The sequence below is a fragment of the Gordonia sp. SID5947 genome, from assembly GCF_009862785.1.
In the GTDB taxonomy this organism is placed as follows: domain Bacteria; phylum Actinomycetota; class Actinomycetes; order Mycobacteriales; family Mycobacteriaceae; genus Gordonia.
Window position 1 is genome coordinate 145,697 of the sequence record NZ_WWHU01000001.1, and the last position, 24,047, is coordinate 169,743.

At 68.0% G+C, this 24,047-nt stretch carries 25 protein-coding genes; 20 read left to right on the plus strand and 5 right to left on the minus strand.

All coding sequences use genetic code 11. The annotated features are described in order from the left end of the window. Window positions 1-114: 114 nt before the first annotated feature. The 7 genes from typA (at window position 115) to cofG (ending at window position 9,170) form a co-directional block, all read left to right on the plus strand. On the plus strand, window positions 115-2,025 hold the full coding sequence (typA, locus tag GTV32_RS00715) for a translational GTPase TypA (RefSeq protein ID WP_161058527.1): 1,911 nt from the start codon (window positions 115-117) through the stop codon (window positions 2,023-2,025). Window positions 2,026-2,111: 86 nt separating this feature from the next. After that, window positions 2,112-3,971: an ABC transporter family substrate-binding protein gene (locus GTV32_RS00720; RefSeq protein WP_343287422.1), complete on the plus strand. Its 1,860-nt coding sequence runs from the start codon at window positions 2,112-2,114 to the stop codon at window positions 3,969-3,971. Next, entirely contained in the window at window positions 3,968-4,852 is an 885-nt protein-coding gene (gene mshB / locus GTV32_RS00725; protein ID WP_343287166.1) for an N-acetyl-1-D-myo-inositol-2-amino-2-deoxy-alpha-D-glucopyranoside deacetylase, read from the plus strand. Before GTV32_RS00720 ends, mshB begins: the two co-directional genes overlap by 4 nt. Continuing rightward, a complete protein-coding gene (locus GTV32_RS00730) occupies window positions 4,852-5,226 on the plus strand; it encodes a facilitated glucose transporter (RefSeq protein ID WP_161058528.1) in 375 nt (124 codons plus the stop codon). Before mshB ends, GTV32_RS00730 begins: the two co-directional genes overlap by 1 nt. 76 nt (window positions 5,227-5,302) lie before the next feature. Continuing rightward, window positions 5,303-6,427 carry an FO synthase gene (locus GTV32_RS00735; protein ID WP_161058529.1) on the plus strand — a complete coding sequence of 375 codons (1,125 nt, stop codon included), beginning with the start codon at window positions 5,303-5,305 and terminating at the stop codon, window positions 6,425-6,427. Continuing rightward, a complete protein-coding gene (locus GTV32_RS00740) occupies window positions 6,424-7,929 on the plus strand; it encodes an NAD(P)/FAD-dependent oxidoreductase (RefSeq protein ID WP_161058530.1) in 1,506 nt (501 codons plus the stop codon). The genes GTV32_RS00735 and GTV32_RS00740 overlap by 4 nt, the downstream gene beginning before the upstream one ends. Beyond that, window positions 7,926-9,170, plus strand: coding sequence for a 7,8-didemethyl-8-hydroxy-5-deazariboflavin synthase CofG (gene cofG / locus GTV32_RS00745; protein WP_161058531.1), 1,245 nt, complete (start codon window positions 7,926-7,928; stop codon window positions 9,168-9,170). The genes GTV32_RS00740 and cofG overlap by 4 nt, the downstream gene beginning before the upstream one ends. A gap of 169 nt (window positions 9,171-9,339) precedes the next feature. Here cofG and GTV32_RS00750 read toward each other — a convergent pair whose 3' ends face one another. Then, window positions 9,340-9,717 carry a rhodanese-like domain-containing protein gene (locus tag GTV32_RS00750; RefSeq protein ID WP_161058532.1) on the minus strand — a complete coding sequence of 126 codons (378 nt, stop codon included), beginning with the start codon at window positions 9,715-9,717 and terminating at the stop codon, window positions 9,340-9,342. A gap of 5 nt (window positions 9,718-9,722) precedes the next feature. Further along, window positions 9,723-10,310, minus strand: coding sequence for a cysteine dioxygenase (locus GTV32_RS00755; RefSeq protein WP_161058533.1), 588 nt, complete (start codon window positions 10,308-10,310; stop codon window positions 9,723-9,725). Window positions 10,311-10,706: 396 nt separating this feature from the next. Between GTV32_RS00755 and fdxA the strand changes: the two genes are divergently transcribed. Both fdxA and dapC read left to right on the plus strand, forming a co-directional pair. Then, window positions 10,707-11,036 carry a ferredoxin gene (fdxA, locus tag GTV32_RS00760; protein WP_161058534.1) on the plus strand — a complete coding sequence of 110 codons (330 nt, stop codon included), beginning with the start codon at window positions 10,707-10,709 and terminating at the stop codon, window positions 11,034-11,036. A 9-nt stretch (window positions 11,037-11,045) separates the two neighbouring features. After that, window positions 11,046-12,167: a succinyldiaminopimelate transaminase gene (dapC, locus tag GTV32_RS00765; RefSeq protein WP_161058535.1), complete on the plus strand. Its 1,122-nt coding sequence runs from the start codon at window positions 11,046-11,048 to the stop codon at window positions 12,165-12,167. Window positions 12,168-12,204: 37 nt separating this feature from the next. On the opposite strand, the gene dapD is transcribed toward dapC, so the two are convergent. After that, entirely contained in the window at window positions 12,205-13,170 is a 966-nt protein-coding gene (dapD, locus tag GTV32_RS00770; protein ID WP_161058536.1) for a 2,3,4,5-tetrahydropyridine-2,6-dicarboxylate N-succinyltransferase, read from the minus strand. Window positions 13,171-13,209: 39 nt separating this feature from the next. Between dapD and GTV32_RS00775 the strand changes: the two genes are divergently transcribed. Then, on the plus strand, window positions 13,210-13,935 hold the full coding sequence (locus tag GTV32_RS00775) for a helix-turn-helix domain-containing protein (protein ID WP_343287167.1): 726 nt from the start codon (window positions 13,210-13,212) through the stop codon (window positions 13,933-13,935). On the opposite strand, the gene GTV32_RS00780 is transcribed toward GTV32_RS00775, so the two are convergent. Then, window positions 13,917-14,324, minus strand: coding sequence for a VOC family protein (locus GTV32_RS00780; protein WP_161058537.1), 408 nt, complete (start codon window positions 14,322-14,324; stop codon window positions 13,917-13,919). The two genes, GTV32_RS00775 and GTV32_RS00780, sit on opposite strands and share 19 nt — an antisense overlap. A gap of 146 nt (window positions 14,325-14,470) precedes the next feature. On the opposite strand from GTV32_RS00780, the gene GTV32_RS00785 reads away from it, so the two are divergent. From GTV32_RS00785 to GTV32_RS00830, 10 genes are all read left to right on the plus strand, one after another. Further along, window positions 14,471-14,809, plus strand: coding sequence for a VOC family protein (locus GTV32_RS00785; RefSeq protein WP_161058538.1), 339 nt, complete (start codon window positions 14,471-14,473; stop codon window positions 14,807-14,809). Between the two features lie 58 nt (window positions 14,810-14,867). Next, the gene (dapE, locus tag GTV32_RS00790; protein WP_161058539.1) at window positions 14,868-15,971 is read left to right on the plus strand and encodes a succinyl-diaminopimelate desuccinylase; all 1,104 of its coding nucleotides are present in this window, start codon (window positions 14,868-14,870) and stop codon (window positions 15,969-15,971) included. A gap of 17 nt (window positions 15,972-15,988) precedes the next feature. After that, entirely contained in the window at window positions 15,989-16,813 is an 825-nt protein-coding gene (locus GTV32_RS00795) for a TIGR00730 family Rossman fold protein (protein ID WP_161058540.1), read from the plus strand. Beyond that, window positions 16,810-17,346, plus strand: coding sequence for a TIGR00730 family Rossman fold protein (locus GTV32_RS00800; RefSeq protein ID WP_161058541.1), 537 nt, complete (start codon window positions 16,810-16,812; stop codon window positions 17,344-17,346). Before GTV32_RS00795 ends, GTV32_RS00800 begins: the two co-directional genes overlap by 4 nt. An 81-nt stretch (window positions 17,347-17,427) precedes the next feature. Beyond that, window positions 17,428-19,206, plus strand: a complete 1,779-nt coding sequence (locus tag GTV32_RS00805) for a long-chain-acyl-CoA synthetase (RefSeq protein ID WP_161058542.1) — start codon at window positions 17,428-17,430, stop codon at window positions 19,204-19,206. Window positions 19,207-19,348: 142 nt separating this feature from the next. After that, window positions 19,349-20,212 (plus strand): dihydropteroate synthase, encoded by an 864-nt coding sequence (folP, locus tag GTV32_RS00810; RefSeq protein ID WP_161058543.1) that lies wholly within the window; start codon window positions 19,349-19,351, stop codon window positions 20,210-20,212. Further along, window positions 20,209-21,252, plus strand: coding sequence for a glucosyl-3-phosphoglycerate synthase (locus GTV32_RS00815; protein ID WP_161058544.1), 1,044 nt, complete (start codon window positions 20,209-20,211; stop codon window positions 21,250-21,252). The genes folP and GTV32_RS00815 overlap by 4 nt, the downstream gene beginning before the upstream one ends. 50 nt (window positions 21,253-21,302) lie before the next feature. After that, window positions 21,303-21,650 carry a DivIVA domain-containing protein gene (locus tag GTV32_RS00820; protein WP_161058545.1) on the plus strand — a complete coding sequence of 116 codons (348 nt, stop codon included), beginning with the start codon at window positions 21,303-21,305 and terminating at the stop codon, window positions 21,648-21,650. A 132-nt stretch (window positions 21,651-21,782) separates the two neighbouring features. Beyond that, window positions 21,783-21,950 carry a DUF3117 domain-containing protein gene (locus GTV32_RS00825; protein WP_004019232.1) on the plus strand — a complete coding sequence of 56 codons (168 nt, stop codon included), beginning with the start codon at window positions 21,783-21,785 and terminating at the stop codon, window positions 21,948-21,950. Window positions 21,951-21,961: 11 nt separating this feature from the next. Then, window positions 21,962-22,855: a putative RNA methyltransferase gene (locus tag GTV32_RS00830; RefSeq protein ID WP_343287168.1), complete on the plus strand. Its 894-nt coding sequence runs from the start codon at window positions 21,962-21,964 to the stop codon at window positions 22,853-22,855. A gap of 9 nt (window positions 22,856-22,864) precedes the next feature. Here GTV32_RS00830 and glgA read toward each other — a convergent pair whose 3' ends face one another. Then, window positions 22,865-24,031 carry a glycogen synthase gene (gene glgA / locus GTV32_RS00835; protein WP_202421535.1) on the minus strand — a complete coding sequence of 389 codons (1,167 nt, stop codon included), beginning with the start codon at window positions 24,029-24,031 and terminating at the stop codon, window positions 22,865-22,867. Window positions 24,032-24,047 lie beyond the last annotated feature (16 nt).

Here is a 24,047-nt window from a genome sequence, read left to right on the forward strand (position 1 = left end):
GGTTGACCTGTCCGCCGGCGATCGCCACGGGACCGGCCGGCCGCCCTGTCGCGCCGTTCCGCCGCCGCGCCCCAAGCCCGACCTCAAGTACGAACCGCAGTGAAAGAGAGCTCAGTGAGCGCTGTCCACAAATTCCGCAACGTCGCGATCGTCGCGCACGTCGACCACGGCAAGACCACGCTGGTCGACGCGATGCTGCGTCAGTCCGGCGTCTTCGGCGAACGTGCCGAGCTCGTCGACCGCGTGATGGATTCCGGTGACCTCGAACGCGAGAAGGGCATCACCATCCTCGCCAAGAACACCGCGGTCCACCGGCGCCAGCCCGACGGCACCGAGGTGATCATCAACGTGATCGACACCCCCGGTCACGCCGATTTCGGTGGTGAGGTCGAGCGCGGTCTGTCCATGGTCGACGGGGTGGTCCTGCTCGTCGACGCCTCCGAGGGCCCGCTGCCGCAGACGCGCTTCGTCCTGCGAAAGGCGCTCGCGGCGTCGCTGCCGGTCATCGTCCTGGTGAACAAGACCGACCGTCCGGACGCGCGTATCCAGGAAGTCGTCGACGAGACGCAGGATCTCCTGCTCGATCTCGCATCGGACCTCGACGACGAAGCGGCCGCGGCCGCCGAACTCGTTCTCGACCTGCCGATCCTGTACGCCTCCGGGCGCGCCGGGATCGCCAGCACCGTCAAGCCCGCCGACGGCGAGGTGCCGGCCGGGGAGAACCTCGACCCGTTCTTCGACGTGCTCCTCGAGCATGTGCCGCCGCCCAAGGGCGACCCCGACGCCCCGCTGCAGGCGCACGTCACCAACCTCGACGCCTCGGCCTTCCTGGGGCGTCTCGCCCTCGTGCGCATCCACAACGGGACGCTTCGCAAGGGGCAGCAGATCTCGTGGTGCCGGGAGGTCGACGGTGAACCCGTGATCGAGCGGGCCAAGATCACCGAACTGCTCGCCACCATCGGCGTCGACCGGGCGCCCGCCGAATCTGCGGACGCAGGCGACATCGTGGCGGTCGCCGGTATGCCGGAGATCATGATCGGCGACACGCTCGCCGATCTCGAGAACCCGCAGCCGATGCCGCGGATCACCGTCGACGAGCCTGCCATCTCGGTGACCATCGGCACCAACTCGTCACCGCTGGCAGGCCGCGTGTCGGGTCACAAGCTGACCGCGCGGATGGTCAAGTCGCGTCTCGATGCCGAGCTCGTGGGCAACGTGTCGTTGCGGGTCCTCGACATCGGCCGTCCGGATGCCTGGGAGGTGCAGGGCCGCGGCGAGCTGGCGCTGGCCATCCTCGTCGAACAGATGCGTCGTGAGGGCTTCGAGCTCACCGTCGGCAAGCCGCAGGTGGTGACGCGCAAGGTCGACGGCAAGGTGCAGGAGCCGTTCGAGCACCTGACCATCGACGTCCCCGAGGAGTACCTCGGTGCGGTCACCCAGCTGCTCGCCGCCCGGAAGGGCCGCATGGAGCAGATGAACAACCACGGCACCGGGTGGGTCCGGATGGAGTTCATCGTGCCCTCGCGCGGCCTGATCGGCTTCCGCACCGACTTCCTCACCGAGACTCGCGGCACCGGTATCGCCAATGCGGTGTTCGACGGCTACGACTCCTGGGCGGGCGAGATCCGGGCCCGTCACACCGGGTCACTGGTCAGCGACCGCACCGGCAGCGTCACGCCGTTCGCGATGATCCAGCTCGCCGACCGTGGCACGTTCTTCGTCGAGCCGGGCGCGGACACCTACGAGGGCATGGTCGTGGGCATCAACCCACGCGCCGAGGACCTCGACATCAACGTCACCCGCGAGAAGAAGCTGACCAACATGCGGCAGTCGTCGGCGGACGTGATGGAAACCCTGGCCAAGCCGATGCAGCTCGACCTCGAGGGTGCGATGGAGTTCTGCGCCGCCGACGAGTGCGTCGAGGTCACACCGGAGGTCGTCCGGGTGCGTAAGGTGCACCTCGATGCGTCCACGCGCGCCCGCGAACGCTCGCGGGCCAAGTCGCGCGATCAGGCGGCGGGATAGGGCAAGGCCGAGTGCCCGGACGATGTGCGCCGGGCACCCATGACGTGGGGGTGGTGCTGGTGAGTCGTTGGCAGCTGAGATCGTCGGTGCGGGCCACCCGTCGTCACGGCAGGTTGCCGGCGTTGCTGGGGGCCATCGTGCTGGTGGGCGCAGCGTGCTCGGCGAATCCGCCACCTCCGGTACGCGAGACGGCGCCGCCGGCAACCCCTGCCGAGTACCCGACCGAGAAGACCGTCTACATCGCGACCGATTCGGTGGGCGGCGGATTCAATCCGCACCTCGGGGCCGACCAGGGCACGGTCACCACGGCGATCGCCGCGATGACCCTGCCGAGCGCCTTCCGGCCGGTCGACACCGCAGACGGCGTCGTCTGGGAGCGTCAGGACGCGCTGATCACCTCGGCCGACGTCACCTCGACCGAACCGTTCACCGTCACCTACCACATCCAGACAGACGCGCAGTGGTCCGACGGTCTCCCGGTGACCGGTGACGACTTCTCCTATCTCTGGCAGCAGATGGCGCGCCAGCCCAACACGGTCGCGCCGGCAGGCTATCGCCTGATCGACTCCGTCCAGTCGCGGGCCGGCGGCAAGGAGGTGGCGGTGACCTTCGCGCGGCCCTACCCGGCGTGGCGCCAGCTCTTCACCGACCTCCTGCCGAGCCACGTGCTGCGCGGCGCGCCCGCCGGATTCCAGACCGGTATGGACAGCGGGAAGCCGGTCTCGGCGGGGCCGTACGCGGTCGTGTCCATCGATCAGACCCGTGACGAGGTACGGCTGGTCCGCAACGACCGGTATTGGATGAAGCCGCCCACGCTGGATCAGGTGGTGCTGCGCCGGGCGGGTACGGCATCGCAGATGGTCGCGACAGTGCGGTCGGGCGATTCGTCGATCGCCAATGTCAGCACCGGTCCCGCGACAACGGCGGAGCTCGCCGCCGTGCCGGGGCTACAGACGCAGCGCAACCCGACGTCGCGTGCGCTGTCGATCGGCGTCAACGCGCGCACCACCACGATGCGTTCGTTGCAGGTGCGGCGGGCGATCCTCGGCATGATCGATCCGGGACTGGTGTCGCTCGCCGGTGCCGGCGACGACATCGTGACGCCGTATGCCAACACGGTTTTCGCCCCGACGGACCGTGGCTACTTCCCTGTCGCCCGGCCTCGGCCGTCGGCGGGTGAGGTGACAGGTCTGCTGGCCGACGCCGGCTATCAGCGCGTGAAGGCCGACAGCGAGGCCCCCGCCGCCGGCACGTCGGAGACCACGGGGACGACCCCGCCCTTCCAGAGCGCCGCGTCCCCGAGTTCCGCGGAAGCATCTCCGCAGACCGAGCCGCTGCCGGACGGGATCGCGCCCTACCGCAAGGACGGCCAGGATCTCGCCGTGCGGGTCGGCGCGACCACCGGCGATCCACGGTCGACGTCCGCGGCGTCCAACATCGTCGATCAGCTACGCGGCCAGGGGGTGCGGGCGAGCGTGGTCACCCTGCCCAACAACGAGCTGTACGGCGTCGCCTTGACCAACGCTCGCGTGGATCTCGTCGTCGGCTGGACCGGACTCGGGGTCCCGCCGGCGGCATCATTGGCATCGCAGGTCGACTGCGATCAGCCCAAGCCGGGCACCGCGCCATCCCTGTCGACACCACCGACTCCCACCAGTGTCGCCCCCGGACAGTTCGACGCCGGTCCGGGCGACTCATTCGCCAGCAACATCTCCGGGGTGTGTGACCCGGCACTGATCGCGCTGGCACGCGGAGCGTTGTCGGCAGCCGACCCCATCCCGCAACTCACCGAGGCCGAGCCGCTGCTCGCCGCCCAGGCGGTCTATCTGCCGCTGTACCAGGACAGCACGTTCGTGGGGCGGACCGATCAGGTCAAGAACGTGCCGCTGTCGGGCCCGATCCAGGTGGGGATCTACGGCGACGCGGTGTCCTGGGAGCTGTCGTGACGGTACCCGTGGACCGGCGCCTGTTGCTGTTGCACGCGCATCCCGACGACGAATCGATCATGACCGGCGGCACCATAGCCAGGTACCTCGCCGAGGGCGTCGACGTGCGCGTTCTGACATTCACCCTCGGTGAGGAGGGCGAGGTCATCGGTGACGAATGGTCGCAGTTGGCCGCCGATGGTGGCGCCGACCAGCTCGGCGGTTACCGCGTCCTCGAACTGACCCGTGCTCTCGCGGCGCTCACCCCGGCCGGTCGGGAACCGCTGCGTCCGCGGTTCCTCGGCGGCGCCGGGCGGTGGCGGGATTCGGGGATGGCCGGATCGCCGTCGGCCGACCACCCGCGTGCCCTGGTCCGGGCGCCCTTCGACGACCTGGTGGCCACACTGGTTGCCGAGATCGTGGATTTTGCGCCGCAGGTGATCGTGACCTACGACGACGCGGGCACCTACGGCCACCCGGACCACATGCTGGTTCATGCGACCACGGTCGCGGCGGTGCCGCGGGCCGTGGACCGTCTCGGTCGCGATCTGAAGGTGTACGAGTCGGTGACCGAGCGCTCGGCGCTCATGGCCGGTCTGACCGCGGCATCCGAGCGCGTCCCGGATGCGTGGCGCATGCCCGGCGACGGCGAGCTGCCGAGTTATCCGGACGAGGTGATCACCACGGAGATCGACGTCCGGCCCCAGCTGCACCTGAAGGCGGCAGCGCTGGCGGCGCACGCCACGCAGGTGACGGTGGCCGGGTCCGGCACCGAGTACGCCCTGTCCAACAACATCCTGCAGCCCGTCCTCGATCGCGAGCATTTCGTCCGGACCGACCGCCGTGCGGGCGAGCTCATGGGCCCGGGCCGCGAGATCGATCTCTTCGCCGGGGTCGGCTGATGCGGTGGTCCGATCGGATCCTGCTCGCCTTCCTCGTCCTCGACGGCTTCGTGGTCGGCGTGATGTCCGTGGCGTTCGCATATCTACGATTCGGCGGTGTCGCGATCCCGGTGGCCGCCGTCGTCGCGGGCGTGGTCAACTCCGTCCTGCTCTGGCTGGCCTCGAGTTACACCGACGGGCCGGTGCGATATTTCCCGCTGCTGGCCTGGCTCCTCGCGCTGGTGATCGGCGCGTTGCCCGGTCCCGGCGGTGACGTGGAACTGCTCCCGGACGGGGTGCTGATGCTGCCGACCCTGGCGTTGCTGGCGATCGGGGCGGGACTGCCGGCCGCCGTTGCGTGGTCGGGGCGCCTGCCGACACCCGATGACGTCTGACCACGTCACCGCCGACGTGGCGGAACCTGGCTCGAGGCGACGTAAGGCTTCGCCGGGGTGCGGTTACAGTGAGGGAATGGTCCTGCGGGAGTGGGCTCGGGACGCGCACGCCGCGGTGGACGAAGCCCGGGAAGCATTGCGTCACGTCGCCGACGATCCGGCGTCGATGACCGACGACGAGTGGGTGGCCCTGCTCGGCGCGTCGGGTCCGGAGCTCGAGGCGCTGTGTGCGCTCGCCGACTCCGCGCGCCGTGAGGTGACCGATCCCGACACGGTGACCTTTGTGGTCAACCGCAACCTCGACACCGCGGTGGTCTCTGCCGGACGGGACGACGTGCCGCCCGTGGAGGCATTGGTCGAAGAGGCGTGGCGCCTGGGGGCCACCGAGGTCTGCATGCAGGGGCCGGTCCCGGCCGGCGCCCCCGCCGACGAATATCTGCGTCTCATCGAACGGGTACACGGCGCCGCGCCGGATCTGCATCTGCACGCGTTCCGCCCGCCGGAGGTGCGTGACGCGGCGAACCGGATGGGCATCCCCATCCCTGATTTCCTGCGCGCCGCGCGCGACGCCGGCCTGGGCTCGGTGCCCGGTACGGCCGCGCAGATCCTCGACGACGAGGTCCGGTCTCTGCTCGCAGGCGGTCGCGCCCCGGCAGTGGGGGAGTGGATCGAGGTCATCGAGGCGGCGCACGCGGTGGGACTGTTCTCCACCGCGACCATGCTCTACGGCCACGTCGAGACGCCGCGGCATCAGATCGCCCACCTTCGTCTGCTCGTCGAGATCCAAAGTCGTACCGGCGGTTTCAGCGAGCTGATCGTGATGCCGATGATCCCCGCCAATGCCGGACCTCATCTGGACGGGGTGGCGACCGCCACCGTGTCCGAACGTGAGACCCGCGCTGTCCATGCTGTCGCGCGGCTGCTGACGCTCGGTCACTTCGATCATCTCCAGGTGGCGTGGACGAAGTTGGACCGCGACGTCGTCGAGCAGGTCTTGCGGGGTGGCGTCGACGACATCGGTGGACTGCTGCTCGACGGCGAGCTGATGCCCGAGGCGGGACAGGAGGCCGACCGTGTCCTCGATGTCGACGAACTCGTCGACATCGCTGCCTGCATCGGGCGGACGCCCCGCCAGCGCACCACCGCTCACGCCGATCCGCCCGCCGACCGCCTCGTGTCCATCCCGCAGGTGCGCCGATGACCGATGTCGGCGCCGGCACGCCCACGGACGTGGACGTCGCGATCGTGGGCGCCGGGTTTGCCGGGATCGGGATGGCGACGCAGTTGGCGCGACGCGCAACCGAATCCTTCGTGGTCCTCGAACGTGCCGATGCGGTCGGTGGCACCTGGCGCGACAACACCTATCCCGGGATCGCCTGTGACATCCCGGCGCACCTGTACTCGTTCTCGTTCCGCCCGCCGTCGGACTGGGCGACGCTGTATCCGCGCGGAGCCGACATCCAGCAGTATCTGCAACGCACCGTGGACGAGGAGGGCCTCGCGTCACATATCCGACTCGGTTGCGAACTGCGGCAGGCGGTATGGGACCACGATGGTGCGGTCTGGTCGCTGGCCACCGAGGCGGGCCCGATCCGGGCACGGGTGCTGGTGATGGCGGTCGGCCGGCTGTCCGAACCGCACCTGCCGGACGTCGAGGGTCTCGAATCATTCACCGGCACAATCGTGCACACCGCGTCCTGGCGTGATGACCTGCTCTCGGGCGGCGAGCGGATCGGTGTGGTCGGTACCGGTGCGTCGGCCGTCCAGGTGATCCCGCACCTGGCCGAGATCGCCGAAGAACTCGTGGTGTTCTCGCGTACGCCCCCGTATGTGGTGCCGCGTGAGGACCGTCGGCTGTCGGACTCGGAACGGGCCGAGTTGCTCGTACCGGAGAACGCGCAGGCGCTGCGCGAACGGATGCTCCATGACGCGGACAAGGCATTCGCTCAGCGTCTCGGCCTCCGACCCGACATCGACGTCATCCGGGACCGTGCGCTGGGGCATCTGCACCGGCAGATCGAGCGCCCATCGTTGCGGGAAGCGTTAACGCCAGAGTATGAAATCGGTTGCAAGCGAATACTTTTGAGCGATGACTTCTATCCGGCATTAGAGCGCTCGAACGTGGTGTTCGAGTCGAGCGCGCTGGAATCGGTGTTCGAATGCAAGGCGCGTGCCGTCACGGGCAACACCTACGACCTCGACGTCCTGGTGATGGCCACCGGATTCGAGGCGACCCGACCGCCTGCGGCCACGCGGATCCGCGGGCGCGGCGGCCGGATACTCGCCGATCACTGGTCCGACGGCATGGTTTCCTATGCCTCGACAACGGTCGCCGGTTTCCCGAACATGTTCGTTCTCGATGGTCCGAACGCGGCCCTCGGTCACAACTCCGCGATCTACATGATCGAGACCCAGCTCGACTACGTGGTGGGTGCGCTGGACTTCCTGGCGGACAGTGGAACTCGTTCGCTCGAGGTGACCGCGGACGCCGAGGCGGACTACACCAGGGAGATCGACGAGCGCAGCGCGTCGACTGTCTGGCTGACCGGCTGCGAGAGCTGGTATGTGGACTCGAGAAGCGGGCGGCTGACGCTGTTGTGGCCGGGTACCGCGGTGTCGTTCCGAGAACGCAACGGCACCTTCGACCCGCAGCCGTACCTGATCGAACCCCGATCCCACGACGAAGGAGGTCTGGACCGATGACCGACGCGGGAACGACGTCGACCGCCCTGGCGGCGGCGCGAACCGGAGAACCGATCGACCTGGCACAGACGACCGCATTGCTCGCGTGTTCCGGCGACGACCTGCTCGAGCTGCAGGACATCGCGGGCCGGATCCGTGACGCCGGCCTCGCGGAGGTCGGTCGCGACCATCAGATCACCTACTCGCGCAAGGTGTTCATCCCGCTCACCCGGTTGTGTCGCGATCGCTGTCACTACTGCACCTTCGTCACCGTGCCCGGCAAGCTGGCCCGCGAGGGGCACGGGATGTACCTCGACCTCGACGAGGTCGTCGACATCGCCCGCAAGGGGGCCGAACTCGGTTGCAAGGAGGCGTTGTTCACGCTCGGCGACCGTCCCGAGGCCCGCTGGTCGCAGGCCGGCGAGTGGCTCGCGGCGCGCGGGTACACCTCGACGCTCGACTATGTGCGTGCCGCCGCGGTGGCGGTCCTCGAGGACACCGGCCTGCTACCGCACCTGAATCCCGGAGTCATGAGCGTCGAGGAGATGCGCAGGCTACGACCGGTCGCGCCGTCGATGGGGATGATGCTGGAGACCACGTCGCGCAGGTTGTTCACCGAGAAGGGTCAGCCGCACTACGGGAGTCCGGACAAGGATCCCCTCGTGCGGCTGCAGGTGCTCCGCGACGCAGGCGTCGCCCGGATCCCTTTCACCACCGGGATCCTGGTGGGGATCGGCGAAACCCTCACCGAGCGAGCCGAATCGATTCTGGCGATGGCCGACATCCACCGGACGCACGGACACATCCAGGAAGTGATCGTGCAGAACTTCCGGGCGAAACCCGACACCGCGATGCGGGGCACACCCGACGCGGCGATGACCGAGTTCCTCGCTGCGGTCGCGGTCGCCAGGATCGTCCTGGGGCCGGGGATGCGTGTGCAGGCCCCGCCGAATCTGGTGTCGTCGGCGGAGTGTGCGGCCCTGATCGCGTCGGGTATCGACGACTGGGGCGGGGTGTCGCCGCTGACCCCCGATCATGTGAACCCCGAGCGGCCGTGGCCGAATCTCGAGGTACTGGCGGACATCACCGCCGCCGCAGGCCACAAGCTGACCGAACGCATCACGGCTCAGCCGCCGTATGTTCTCGGTTCGGGCTGGATCGACCCGTCACTTGCCGGGCACGTCGCGGCTGTCGCCGATCCGACCACGGGTCTCGCCGCGGAGGTGACCCCGCGCGGCCGTCCCTGGCCCGCCGTCGCCTGATCCCGTCGCCCGCCCCCGCGCGCCGTCTGCACTCCGCCGACCGGGCGCAGATCCACGCCGACCGTGCGCATTTCCCGCCGAGCGTGCGCCCCGGGACGGGGTGCGCCGACGCCGTGCCCGGTCCCGACAACGTGCGCCCGCATCGGCGTGAGGTTCGGCGGTCCCGGGATCACGATCGCGGGCGCGCATCGACGGCGCGTAGCGCTTCCCACCCGCCGACGACGTCGGTGGCGCGATGCAGGCCCAGTTGCTGCAGGGCGGCCGCGGCGAGACTCGACGTGAATCCCTGAGAGCACAACACGATCCAGCGCACGTCGTGATCGACGGCCTCCGGAAGGCGCGCATCGCTGGCCGGATCGCAACGCCACTCCAGGACGTTCCGCTCGATCACCAGCGCGCCGGGCGCCTCGCCCTCGACGGCGCGCTGGGCAGCGGGCCGGATGTCGACGAGGACACCCCCGGTCGCGATCTCCTCGGCCACCTCGGTCGGATCGAGGCGCTGGAGGCGTTCGCGGGCCTCGAGAAGAAGGTCGTCGATCGTCGGCATGTCGGTCACTCCGGCTGGTCGGTGAGTTCGGTCCGCGTCCGTCGCAAGGTGGCGTGATCGGTCACAGCGTAGAACGACATCGCGGTCAGCGGCGGCGAATAGGCGTGCACGCTGAGCGTGGGTGTGATGATGTCGGCAGATGCCACGTCGCGGGTGTCGTCGGGCCGGACCGCCACGGCATCATGACGTTGCACGTCGTGGACCCATCCGAGTGGGAACGCGGCCTGGTCCCCGGCGCCGAGGATCCGCAACGCCAGTCGGTTCCCGATCCACCGATACTCGCGTAACGAACCGGTCAGCACCGTGAGCGCTCCGAGCGAGCCGGCGTGATCGTGGAGTTCGGTCGAACGATCCGGTGTCCAGCTGATGAGCCAGACGTCGAGATCGTCGGTGGCGTCCAGGCGGGCGGCCCACCGTTCGACCGGGTCCCATCGTTCCGGGAGGAGATGGTCGTAGGCGCCGTCGAGGACGTCGGCGACGCCTTGATCTGTGATGCGCAGGAGATCGGCCGGGCGCCATCGTGTCGGCAGGTTGGCCGAACGGGCGTGCGCTGGTTCGAAGCGGGGTTCGGGGCGGCGTAACGTCGTTGTCATCGTGGTCTCCGAGTCGAAGGGAGGTCGAAGGATGTGGGATCGGGCGGTCAGGTTCGACAGTCCGGACACTTCCCGTGTGGGATGTCGCGGTTGCGTTCGTACTCGGTCACGGACACAACAGTCCCGCGCAGTTTCGGTGACGTCGAGAATTGGACGCGCGACGATCGCAACGGGGCGGTGAGTGTGATCCCCATTACTCCCACGTCGTGAGCACGGGGCGGGTGTCAAAGGGCTTCGCCACGGACGGATACGATTGGCCCTGGACCCTCTTGCGACCAGCCCCCGAAGGCCTGGCCGGGCGGTCCGCAACGCGGCGCGTCCAGCCCACGCGCCGTCCGACGACGAACCCGCTGCAGGTGTGATCGTCGTCGACCCGAGTTTGCAGCGAAGGAGAGTGTGGTGACCTACATCATCGCGGAGCCTTGCGTGGATGTCCTGGACAGGGCGTGCGTCGAGGAATGCCCGGTGGACTGCATCTACGAGGGCGGTCGGATGCTCTACATCCAGCCCGACGAGTGCGTGGACTGTGGCGCCTGCGAACCGGTGTGTCCGGTCGAGGCGATCTTCTACGAGGATGATGTGCCCGATGAGTGGGAGCCGTACGTCAGTGCGAATGCCGACTTCTTCGACGACCTGGGATCGCCGGGTGGCGCGAGCAAGGTCGGCAAGACCGACCATGATCCCGCGTTCATCAAGGGCCTGCCTCCGATGAACGAAGAGGAATGACCTGACGCGGTGAGTACGTCCGGATTCGTGACACGACGGCGCGTCAGCAGTCTTCTCCCCGACTTCCCCTGGGACACCATCGGAGACGCGCGCGCACGTGCTGCCGGGCATCCCGACGGCATCGTCGACCTCTCGGTCGGTACACCGGTGGACCCGGTCGACCCGGTCATCCGCTCGGCACTGGCGTCGGCGTCGGAGTTCCCCGGTTACCCGACCACGGTCGGCATCCGGGAGTTACGCGACGCCGCGGTGGGTGCGATGAGCCGCCGCTACGGCGTCACCGGCCTCGACGAGTCCGCCGTGTTGCCGGTCGTCGGCACCAAGGAGGTCATCGCCGGGATCGTGTCGACACTCGGGATCGGTGCGGGTGAGGTCGTCGTGATCCCGGAAGTTGCCTATCCCACTTACGAAGTCGGTGCGATCCTGGCCGGTGCGACACCGGTGCGGGCGGACTCGACCGTCCAACTGGGCCCGACGTCGCCCGCGCTGATCTTTCTCAACTCGCCGTCGAATCCCACCGGCAAGGTGCTCGGTGTCGAGCACCTGCGCAAGATGGTCGCGTGGGCTCGCGAGCGCGGGGCGATCATCGTGTCCGACGAGTGCTATCTCGGGCTCGCATGGGACACCGAGGCCTACTCGATCCTCGATCCCCGGGTCAGCGACGGCGACCACACCGGGCTGATCGCGGTGCACTCGCTGTCGAAGGTCTCCAATCTGGCGTCCTACCGGGCCGGTTTTCTCGCGGGCGACCGTGCGCTGATCGCCGAGTTGCTCGCGGTCCGCAAACACGCCGGCCTGATCGTGCCGTTTCCGATCCAGGGCGCGATGGTCGCGGCCCTCGACGACGACACCCATGTGCAGGCGCAGCGGGACCGCTATCGGGCGCGGCGGGACACGCTCGTCGCTGCCGTGCGGACAGCGGGATTCCGGATCGATCATTCCGAGGCAGGTCTCTACCTGTGGGCGACCCGCGACGAGGACAGCAGGGTCACGCTGGACTGGCTCGCCGATCGGGGCATCCTCGTGGCGCCCGGCGATTTCTACGGTCCGGCAGGCAACCGGCACGTCCGGATGGCCTTGACCGCCACCGATGAACGCATCGACGCGGCCGCGGCGCGCTTGACGGCCTGAGTCCGACGGGCCGTCGGGACTCAGGCCGCATCTGACATCAGTTCTTGTGCAATGCCTCGTTGAGGGCGATTCCGTCGCCCTTCCACGGCACCACTTCGACCGCCCCGGTCAGACTGTTGCGGCGGAACAGCAGGTTCGACTGCCCGGCGAGCTCACGGGCCTTGACCGATGAACCGTCCGGCCCGGTGACCTTGGTTCCCGCGGTCACGTACAGGCCCGCCTCGACGACACAGTCGTCACCGAGCGGGATGCCGCAGCCGGAATTCGCGCCCAGCAGGCAGCGCTTGCCCAACGCGATGATCTCCTTGCCGCCACCCGACAGCGTGCCCATGGTGGAGGCGCCGCCGCCGATGTCGGAACCGTCGCCCACGACCACGCCTGCCGAGATGCGACCCTCGACCATCGAGGAGCCGAGCGTGCCCGCGTTGTAGTTGACGAAGCCCTCGTGCATGACGGTGGTGCCCGGTGCGAGGTGCGCGCCGAGACGGACGCGATCGGCATCACCGATACGCACTCCGCCGGGCAGCACGTAGTCGACCATGCGCGGGAACTTGTCGACGCTGTAGACGGTGACATGTCCGCGTGAGCGCAGGCGCGAACGCGTTTCCTCGAAGCCTTCGATGGGGCAGGGGCCGAAATTGGTCCACACGACGTTGCTCAGCAGGCCGAAGATGCCCTCGAGGTTGGTGCCATGTGGGGTCACCAGCCGATGGGACAGCAGGTGCAGCCGCAGGTAGACGTCGTACGCGTCGGCCGGCGGCGACGACAGGTCGGTGATCGAGGTGCGCACGGCAACGGTCTTGACGCCGCGGGCCCCGTCGGTACCGACCAGCTCGCGCAGCGTCGACGGGACATCGTCACCGTCGAGCACGACCGTCTCCGACGTCGCCGGACTGTCGAGTTCCGGTGTGGGGAACCATACGTCGAGGACCACTCCGGGATCAGCGGATCCGCCGTTGGTCACGGTGGCAATGCCGGTTGCGTAAGCGCCATTCGTCGTCACGGGAGGACAGCCTACCGGGATGGGGGAATACTCGGATTCGTGACCGTCTCGACGACCTCAGACCGGCACGCGGGTCAGCGCGCCGCGACGGTGTGGCACGCGTGGCACGCGGCCGGGGAGTCGACGGTCCTGCCCGACGGCTGCATGGACCTCATCTGGACAGGCCGACGGGTGCTGGTCGCGGGGCCGGATACCGGTCCGTACCGGTACCGCGCGGACAGCCCGCAGTCGATGGTCGGTCTGCGTCTGCCGCCGGGGATGGCGCCCGCGATCCTCGGGCATCCGGCCGAGCGACTGCGGGACCAGCGGGTGGATCTCGCCGACCTCTGGTCCGGCATCGTGTCGGACCGATGGTGTTCTCGATTGTCGGAGGCCGACGATCCCGCGACGGTGCTCGGTGAGATCGCCCGAACCAGGACGTGGGATCCCCCGACGTGGCTCGCCGCGGCCGCCGATGATCTTGCCGCGGGTGTGCGGGTCGACGAGTGTGCCGACCGGTTCGGGCTGACCGTCCGCACGTTTCATCGCCACTCGTCGCGGTTCTTCGGATACGGACCCAAGACGTTGCAGCGGATCTTCCGGATGCGCGCCGCGCTCGGCGATCTGGCGGCCGGACGGGGCGTCGCCGCGACGGCGTGTCGCCATCGCTACGCCGATCAGTCGCACATGCATCGCGAGTTCGTCGAACTGACCGGACACGGTCCGTCGTGGTATCTGCCGGCGCGACCCGGAGATTCGTCGGTGAATCAGGCCAGCGGGCAATAGAAGTCGACGGGGTTGCCGTCGGGGTCGAGGACCACCGCGTACCGCTGACCCCAGAACGCATCGAACGGTTCCCGTGAGGACACGTGTCCCGCCTCGACGAGACGGGCATGCAGCGCGTCGACCTGGTCCGGTGCGGAACACTCGAAGGCCAGGGCCATGCGATGCCCGCCGGACGGTTCGCTCCAGTGGGGTGTGAAGGATGCGACCACGTCACGGGTGTCGAAGAGGAGGCGGAGGCCGCCGGCCACCGCCTCGGCATGCGGCTCGTTCTCGGCACCCGCCGGGATGTCGAGTCCACAGAGTCGGTAGAAGTCGAGTGCCGCGGACATGTCCTCGGTCACGATCGAGAGCGCGTTCAACGTCGGGCGGGGTGCATTGTCAGAGGTCATGCCGGTGACGGTACTGCGTGGACGACGCCCGGTCTTGTACGTTTCGGACAGCCCGACAGCGCACCTGGCCGGACGGCGGAGGAGTACATTCACCTCACGCCGAACCCGACGACGACTCCGATCTGGAGGCCCAGATGATCCGCGGTATGCACGGCCTTTTCTACTCCACCGAAGAACGAGCACTTCGTGACTTCATCAAGGAGAAATTGCAGTTGCCGTCCACCGACACAGGTGGTGGCTGGCTCATCTTCGACACACCGGAGGCCGACCTCGGCGTGCACCCGACGGACGGCATGAGCCCCCCGTCCGGAACCGCCGACATCTCGTTCTATTGCGACCGGATCGAAGAGACGGTCGAGGAACTGAAAAGCCGCGGCGTCGAGTTCACCCAGGACATCGCGGACCACGGCTACGGGCTCGTGACCTACTTCCGGGTGCCGGGCGGATTCGACGTCCAGTTGTACGAACCCCGCTACGAGAAATGAGCACGGTGGCGGTCCCGCGACCGTCGTCGTCGCGGTGGCCACGCGTTACGGTGAACCGGTGACCACGCCCGTTCTCGATCTGCATGCCGACCCCGTCGAGCTGACCGCCGCCCTCGTCGACATCGAGAGCGAATCCCGCAATGAGACAGCGGTGGCCGATGCCGTCGAGGCAGCTCTGCGCGCTCAGACAACTGGTTTCGAGGTGGTCCGGCACGGCAATCGGGTGCTGGCCCGGACGAATCGCGGCATGCCGAGCCGCGTCATCCTCGCCGGACACCTCGATACCGTGCCGGTGGCCGGCAACCTCCCACACCGACGCACGGACGACGAGACCGAGGGAGAGGTGCTGCACGGCTGTGGCACCGTCGACATGAAGTCGGGTGACGCGGTCTTCCTCCACCTCGCGGCCACGATGGTGGAGCCGGCCCACGACCTCACGCTGATCTTCTACGACTGTGAGGAGATCGCCGCCGAGTACAACGGTCTCGGCGTCATCGAGCGGGAACTGCCCGAATGGCTTCGCGGCGACGTCGCGATCCTCGGCGAGCCGACGGCCGGACTGATCGAAGCGGGTTGTCAGGGCACCATGCGCGCGCGGCTCTGGGCATCGGGCGTACGTGCACACTCGGCTCGATCGTGGATGGGCGACAACGCAATCCATAAGCTCGGCGGAGTCCTGACCACCCTGGCGGGATACCGGCCGAGGACCGTCGACATCGACGGCTGCGAGTACCGGGAGGGTCTGTCCGCGGTCGGGATCGGCGGCGGCGTGGCCGGAAATGTCGTGCCCGACGAGGCCTACGTCGACGTCAACTTCCGGTTCGCGCCCGATCGGAGCGCCGAACAGGCCACCGAACATGTCCGGGAGGTCTTCGCGGCCGAACTCGCCGACGGCGAACTGCGTTTCGAGGTCACCGATTCCGCCGCCGGGGCGTTGCCGGGTCTGTCGAATCCCGCGGCTGCCGCACTGGTGGCGGCGGCCGACGGCCGATTCCGCGCGAAGTACGGGTGGACCGACGTCTCTCGGTTCTCGGCGTTGGGTGTGCCGGCGGTGAACCTGGGGCCGGGCGACCCGAATCTGGCTCATCGGGTCGACGAACGTGTGCCGGTGAGCCAGATCGGTCAGGTCGCCGGTCTCCTGCGTGCGTTCTTGTCCGAATAGCCATTAGCGTGATGGCCATGTCATCCGCTGATCCTGCCGACGAACCGGGCCGTCACCGAGCCGGAGACGTGCCGGCTCCCGACGATCTCGAGACCTGCTACGTCGGGCCGGTACGTGTCCGTCGGGACCCCGGCGAGCCGAGCCAGACCACAGATCGTCGGCTTCTCGAATGGGTCGATCCACGCGACGACGACCTGCGCGCCGAGCGGACCATGCGCGATTCGTGGCGGGTGCTGCGCATCCAATCGGAGTTCGTCGCCGGTTTCGACGCGATGAGTGAAGTCGCCGAGGCGGTCACCGTCTTCGGGTCTGCCCGGCTGGTGCCCGGCTCCGACGACTTCGACCTCGCCGTGCGGCTCGGCCGGGCTCTTGGCGAGGCGGGTTACGCGGTGATCACCGGCGGTGGCCCGGGTGCCATGGAGGCCGCCAACCGGGGTGCCTGGGATGCCGGTGCGCAGTCGATCGGTCTCAACATCGAATTGCCGTTCGAGCAACACCTCAACAAGTGGGTGGATGTCGGCATGAACTTCCGCTACTTCTTCGTGCGTAAGACGATGTTCGTCAAGTACGCCCAGGCCTTCGTCTGTCTGCCAGGCGGATTCGGCACCCTCGACGAGCTGTTCGAGGCCTTGACCCTCGTGCAGACGAAGAAGGTGGTCCGATTCCCGATCGTGCTGATCGGCCGCGATCACTGGTCCGGATTGGTGGACTGGATGCGAGAGGTGCTGCTGAGCAAGGGAATGGTCTCGCCCGACGATCTGGATCTGTTGTATCTCGTGGACGAGCCCGCCGAGGCGGTCGAGATCATCGCGGCGGCCGCGGCCGGACGTGGTGGTCGATGAGCGCGATCTGCGTCTACTGCGCATCCGGGCCGGTCGACGAGCGCTTTCTCGAGCTGGCCGCCGACCTCGGCACGGCGCTGGCCGCAGCGGGACACACCGTGGTGTCCGGTGGCGGCAACATCTCGATGATGGGCGCCCTCGCAGAGGCAGCGAGAGCGGCGGGCGGGACCACCGTGGGCATCATCCCGCGCGCGCTGATGGAACGCGAGGTCGCCGACCTCGGCGCCGACGAGCTGGTGGTCACCGAGACGATGCGCGAGCGTAAACGCCTCATGGACGACCGCGCGGACGGCTTCATCACGCTGCCGGGCGGTATCGGCACCCTCGAGGAGCTGTTCGAGACCTGGACGGCCGGATATCTGGGCATGCACGACAAGCCGGTGGTACTCCTCGATCCGTTCGATTTCTACGCGCCGCTGCTCGGTTGGTTGCACGATCTGCGGGGGCAGGGATTCGTCTCCCGCCACGCCCTCGACCGGCTGCTCGTCGCCGAATCGGTGCCAATGGCCATCCGGTTTGCTACTGCTCGGTAAGGTAGACGAGATGTTCGACAACGATCGTTGTCGAACCCGGCCGGGATCCCCCAGTGCACGAGGAAGCGGAGTACACAACTGATGTCGAGCAGTGATACGCACACCGCAGTCGGACTCACCGACCTGATCCGCGGCGTCGTGAAGATGGCGCCGCAGGCCCCCGGCATGCTCAAGCACGCGCCGGGACTCGTCCGGCGGCCACCCGAGGCCAAGCGCACCATCGGTTCGATCTTCCAGAAGCACGCGGAGGCGCACCCGGACCGTCCTTTCATCCGCTTCGAGGGCCGGTCGCTCACCTATGGAGAGGTGAACCGCCGGGTGAACCGGTACGCGGCCGTGCTCGTCGAGAGCGGGGTGGGTAAGGGCGACGTGGTGGCAATCCTCGCCAAGAACTCACCGACCGATCTGATGGTGATGCTCGCAACGGTGAAGCTCGGTGCGGTCGCCGGGATGCTGAACTACAACCAGCGCGGAAAAGTGATGGCGCACAGCGTTGCCCTGCTCGACGCGAAGGTGCTGGTGCACGATCCCGACTGCGCCGAGGCGTTCGAGTCGATCCCCGCAGACGGACGGCCCGCGCAGGTGTTCGATTTCGCCGAGTTGGACGCGGCGGCCGAGGGGCGATCGGATGCCAACCCATCGGTGACGGCGACCCTGCCCGCGTCGACCAAGGCGTTCTACATCTTCACCTCGGGGACCACCGGGATGCCCAAGGCGAGCGTGATGAGTCACAACCGGTGGTTGGCGAACCTGTCCGGCATCGGCGGTCTCGCCGTGCGCCTCAAGCACAGCGACACCATGTACGTCCCGTTGCCGCTCTACCACAACAACGCGTTGTCGGTGTCGCTCGGATCTGTGCTGGCCTCGGGTGCGTGCATGGCGATCGGCCGGTCGTTCTCCGCGTCGAAGTTCTGGGACGAGGTGATCCTGAACCGCGCCACGGCCTTCTGCTACATCGGTGAGCTGTGCCGGTACCTGCTGGCGCAGCCGGAGAAGCCCACCGACCGGCAGCACGCGGTCCGGGTGATCATCGGCAACGGGATGCGTCCCGAGATCTGGGACGAGTTCGCCGGGCGTTTCGGGATCGACCGGATCGTCGAGTTCTACGGCGCCAGTGAACTGAATCTCGCTTTCGTCAATGCTTTCAGCGTCAAGCGCACGGCAGGCTTCTGTCCGCTGCCGTACAAGATCGTCGAGTACGACGACGACGGCGAACCCAGGCGTGACGAGCACGGCCACCTCACCGAGGTCGGCAAGGGCGGGACCGGTCTGCTGATCGCCGAGATCAGTGAGCGCGTTCCCCTCGACGGTTACACCGATCCCGAGGCCACCGAGAAGAAGGTGATCCGCGACGCCTTCACCGAGGGCGACTCGTACTTCAACTCCGGAGACCTGGTGCGCGATCAGGGCTACGCGCACATCGCATTCGTCGACCGTCTCGGCGACACATTCCGGTGGAAGGGTGAGAACGTCGCCACTACCGAGGTCGAAGCTGCGCTCGACTCGTTCCCCGCGATCGCACAGTCGGTGGTCTACGGCGTCGAGATCGAGAAGACCGACGGCCGTGCGGGGATGGGGGCGGTCAAGGTTCGCGACGGCTCAGACCTCGATCCGAAAGAGATCGCCGAACACCTGTACGGCCATCTGCCCGCGTACGCGGTGCCGCTGTTCATCCGGGTCGTCGACGACTTCGAGCAGACGTCCACCTACAAGAACCGCAAGGTGGAGTTGCGCGAAGAGGGCTTCACAAAGGTCGGCGAAGACAAGCTGTATGTGCTCGCAGGCCGCGAGAAGGGCTACGTCGACTTCTACGACGACTACCCGTCCGACGTGGCCGCCGCAAAGGTGCCCAAGGGCTGAGCCGCCGCGCGCGGCGACCGGCGTGGCCGGGGAGCCCCTCCCGCCGGTCGAGTTGGTGGGGAGCTGTTTCTGTTTCCTCCGCCGGTCGAGTAGCCGCGAACGGAGTGAGTGGCGTATCGAGACCACTCGTTAGGCTGGTGCCATGCTCCCGACGATGTGCGGAAAACCCGTCGCGACCGACCGCGCGCTCGTGATGGCCATCGTCAACCGGACGCCCGACTCGTTCTATGACAGGGGTGCGAGCTTCGGCGATTCGGCCGCTCAGACACGCATCGAGCAGGTGGTGGCCGAAGGCGCGGACATCATCGACATCGGCGGGGTGAAGGCGGGACCGGGCACCGAGGTCGACGCGGCCACCGAGACCGAGCGCGTCGTCCCGATGATCGAGTGGGTCCGCGACCGCTTCCCCGATGTCCTCGTCAGCGTCGACACGTGGCGCAGTGAGGTCGCCGAGCGGGCGTGTGCCGCCGGCGCCGATCTGATCAACGACACCTGGGCCGGAGCCGACCCGGATCTGGTGAAGGTGGCGGCCGCACGCGGCGCCGGGATCGTCTGCTCGCACACCGGCGGTGCGACCGTCCGGACCCGCCCGCACCGTGTGGCCTATGCCGATGTGGTCGCCGATGTGATCGCCGACGTCACCGCAGGGGCGCAGAGGGCCGTCGAAGCCGGGGTCGCCCGTGACTCGATCGTGATCGACCCGACACATGATTTTGGCAAGAACACCCATCACGGGCTCGCCTTGTTACGTCAGGTGAACGATCTTGTTAATACCGGCTGGCCAGTGCTTATGGCACTCAGCAACAAGGATTTTGTGGGGGAGACTCTGGGGGTGGATCTCGACGAACGGTTGGAGGGGACTCTGGCCGCGACAGCTCTGAGCGCCGCCGCAGGCGCCCGGATCTTTCGTGTGCACGAGGTCGCCGCCACCCGTCGCGTGGTCGACATGGTCGCTGCCATCGCGGGGTCACGACCGCCCGCCCGAACAGTCAGGGGACTCGCATGACCGAACAGGGACGACGGACCCAGACGCGTCGCACGGCGACCGTCACCAACAGCCGCAACAAGACCACCATCTGGCCGACGCCCGCCGACACCCTCGGCACCAAGCAACGCTGGGCCGCGACCAACACATGGGAACGGCCGGAATGGACGATCGACGAACTCGTGGCGGCCAAGGACGGACGGACCGTCTCGGTCGTTCTGCCCGCGCTGAACGAGGAGGAAACGGTCGCCGACGTCATCGCGTCGATCCGGCCGCTGTGCGGCACGCTGGTCGACGAATTGATCGTGCTCGACTCCGGGTCCACCGACGCCACGGCGGAGCGCGCCCGCGCCGCGGGTGCCATGGTCTTCGGACGTGAACAGGCCGTGCCGGAACTCGAACCGGTGAAGGGCAAGGGCGAGGTCCTCTGGCGGTCGATCGCCGTCGCCACGGGAGACATCATCGCGTTCGTCGATTCCGACCTGATCGACCCGGACCCGATGTTCGTCCCGAAGATGCTCGGCCCGCTCCTGATCGATCCCCGTATACAGCTCGTGAAGGGCTATTACCGGCGCCCTCTGCGCACCGGCGGCCAGCACGACGCGAACGGGGGCGGCCGGGTCACCGAGCTCGTCGCGCGCCCTCTGCTCGCTTCGCAGCGACCGGATCTGACCGGCGTGCTGCAGCCACTGGGCGGTGAGTACGCGGGGACGCGAGAGCTGCTCTCATCGGTGCCGTTCGCGCCCGGTTACGGCGTCGAGATCGGTCTGCTGATCGACACGTTCGACCGGTACGGACTCGACGGCATCGGTCAGGTCAACCTCGGTGTGCGAACCCACCGCAACCGGCCGTTGATCGAACTGGGCGTGATGAGCCGGCAGATCGTCGGCACCCTGATGCGTCGTTGCGGTATCGAGGACTCGGGGATCGGGCTCACCCAGTTCACCGCCGAGCCGGACGGGTCTTTCACCCCACACACGACCGAGGTCTACCTGGAGGATCGGCCGCCGATGAACACCATCCGGTCGGTCCGGAGCGACGCCACGGAGATGGCCTCCTGAGGCGGCCCACCGGCAGGTGACGCCCACGGCGGTCTGTCAGTATTGATCGTATGCAGACGATCCTGCTGTACCTGCTGATCATGGCCGTCGTGGTGGCCGCGGTCTTCGCCGTGGTCTGGTTCGTCTTCGGCCGTGGCGAGGACCTTCCGCCACTCGACCGGGGCACCACGCTGACCAGGCTCCCGCGGGCAGGCATCACCGGTTCTGATGTTCGCGCACTCACGTTCTCGCAGAGGTTTCGTGGCTATTCGTCGGATGAAGTCGACTGGGCCATGGAGAAGCTCGCACGCGAGCTCGACGAATTGCGCGGCGTGGTGCTCGACCTCCAGAGCCGCGAGGCGGCCGACCTCTCCGCCACTCAGGGCGAGCCGCCGGAACGGCCATCCGCCGGGCGATGAGGCGAACCGGCCACGTGCGCAGCAGCGACGGCCGGCCGTACACGTATCATTGTCCTGGCACTGCAGCATTTCCGACCGATGCTGAGGTGTCGTTCCACACCGTGTGGCGAATGCTCTGAAGGGAGTTCGAGAATGGCGGCAATGAAGCCACGTACTGGGGACGGCCCCCTCGAAGCGGCCAAGGAAGGACGTGGAATCGTTGTCCGGATTCCGATCGAAGGCGGTGGACGCCTCGTGGTGGAACTGACTGCGGACGAGGCGGCGGCGCTGGGCGAGGAACTGCGCGGGGTCACCGGCTGAGACGAGAAGGCGTGCTCGCGGGACCGTTGCGCGACGTCGAGTCCGCGCTGCGGTGCCCGGTCTGCGCCGCCGACCTGGCGGTCACCGCCGACCACCGGTCGCTCGTCTGCGGCGCATCCCATCGTTTTGACATCGCCCGCCAGGGTTACGTGTCGTTGATCGACGGTCGCTCGACCAATCACCTATCCGACACCGCTGAGATGGTCGCCGCGCGTCGGCGGGTGCACGAGTCGGGGTTCTTCGGCGCGGTGTCCGAGGCCGTGGCCGACAGCGTCGAGCACACCATCCTCGAGGGCTCCGGGGTCGCGGAACTGCCCGGCCTGGTGCTCGACGCGGGTGCAGGAACCGGTCATCATCTCGCGTCCGTCCTGGATCGTGCGCCGGGACTTCACGGGCTCGGACTCGATCTGTCGAAGTTCTGCGCGCGTGCCGTGGCACGGTCCCACCCCCGCAGCGCGTCGGTGGTCGCCGACGTCTGGCGTCCCTTGCCGATCCGGTCGTCGTCGGTCGGTGCCGTTCTCTCCATCTTCTCGCCACGCAATGTCGACGAGTTCGTCCGTGTGCTGCATCCACGCGGCGCGCTCGTGGTGGTGACGCCGAACTCCGATCACCTCGGGGAGATCATCGCCCCGATGGGGATGCTGGCGGTCGGCGCGGACAAGGACGATCGACTGCACAGCGCTCTCGCCGGTGGGTTCGACATTGAATCCGAGACCGTCGTCGGTGACCGGCGAACGCTCGACGCCGACGGCATCGTAGACGTGGTGGCCATGGGGCCGACCGCATTTCACCGTTCGGCGGAGGACATCCGGTCAGATGCCGATCTGCTGACCGCCGATGCCGGCGGGTCGCTCGACGTCTCGGTGTCGGTGACCGTCACCACGGTCCGCCCTCGACGGCGTTGACGGCTCCGGTCACCGCAGGATCGCGCGATACACCTCGAGTGTCTGTTCGGCGATCGTGTCCCACGAGAACTCGGCGTCGGCGCGTTCCCGTCCCGCCCGGCCCATGGCTGCCGCCTCCGTCGGATCCCCGACGACGGCGTTGACGGCATCGGCGAGTCCGGCTTCGAAGGCCCGGGGTTCGGCCGGGTCGTAATGCACCAGCCGCCCGGTGACGTTGTCGCGGACGACCTCCGGAATGCCGCCGACAGCCGACGCGACCACCGCGGTCCCGCACGCCATCGCCTCAAGATTCACGATCCCGAGTGGTTCGTATACCGACGGGCACAGGAAAACCGTTGCTGCGGTGAGAATCTCGCGGATACGCGGTTGGGGGAGCATCTCCCGGATCCAGTACACGCCGTCGCGCGATGCGGACAGTTCGGATACCGCGGCCTCGATCTCGGCCCCGATCTCGGGGGTGTCGGGGGCGCCGGCGCACAGGACCAGCTGGATCTCGGGCGCGAACTGATGGGCCGCGGCGATGAGGTGTGCGACGCCCTTCTGGCGGGTGATCCGCCCGACGAACGCGACGATCGGGCGGTCGGGATCGACACCGAGCCCGACCAGTGTCGATTCGGGGCCGAACGCATCGTCCACGGGAAACCAGGAGGTGGTGTCGATACCGTTGCGCACCACGTGAACCCGCTCGGGATCGAGGCGTGGGTAGGTGTCGCACACGTCGGTGCGCATTCCGGAACTCACCGCGATGACGGCGTCGGCGTACTCGACCGCATTGCGCTCCACCCAGCTCGAGACGCGGTAACCGCCGCCGAGTTGCTCGGCCTTCCATGGTCGCATCGGTTCGAGCGAGTGAGCCGTCAACACGTGGGGCACCCCGTAGAGCTGCGCGGCGAGATGGCCCGCCAGGCCCGTGTACCAGGTGTGTGAGTGGACCAGATCGGCACCGTCGACGCCCACCACCATCCGGAGATCGGTCGACAGGGTGGTGATGGCGGCATTGGCGCCCGCGATCCCCGGATCCGGCTGATAGACATGGGCGGTGTCGCGTTCGGCGCCCATGCAGTGCACATCGACGGTCGCAAGGCTGCGCAGGTGCCGGACCAACTCCGACACGTGTACGCCGGCGCCGCCGTACACCTCGGGTGGATACTCCCGGGTCATCATCGCCACCCTCATGACGATGACGCTAACG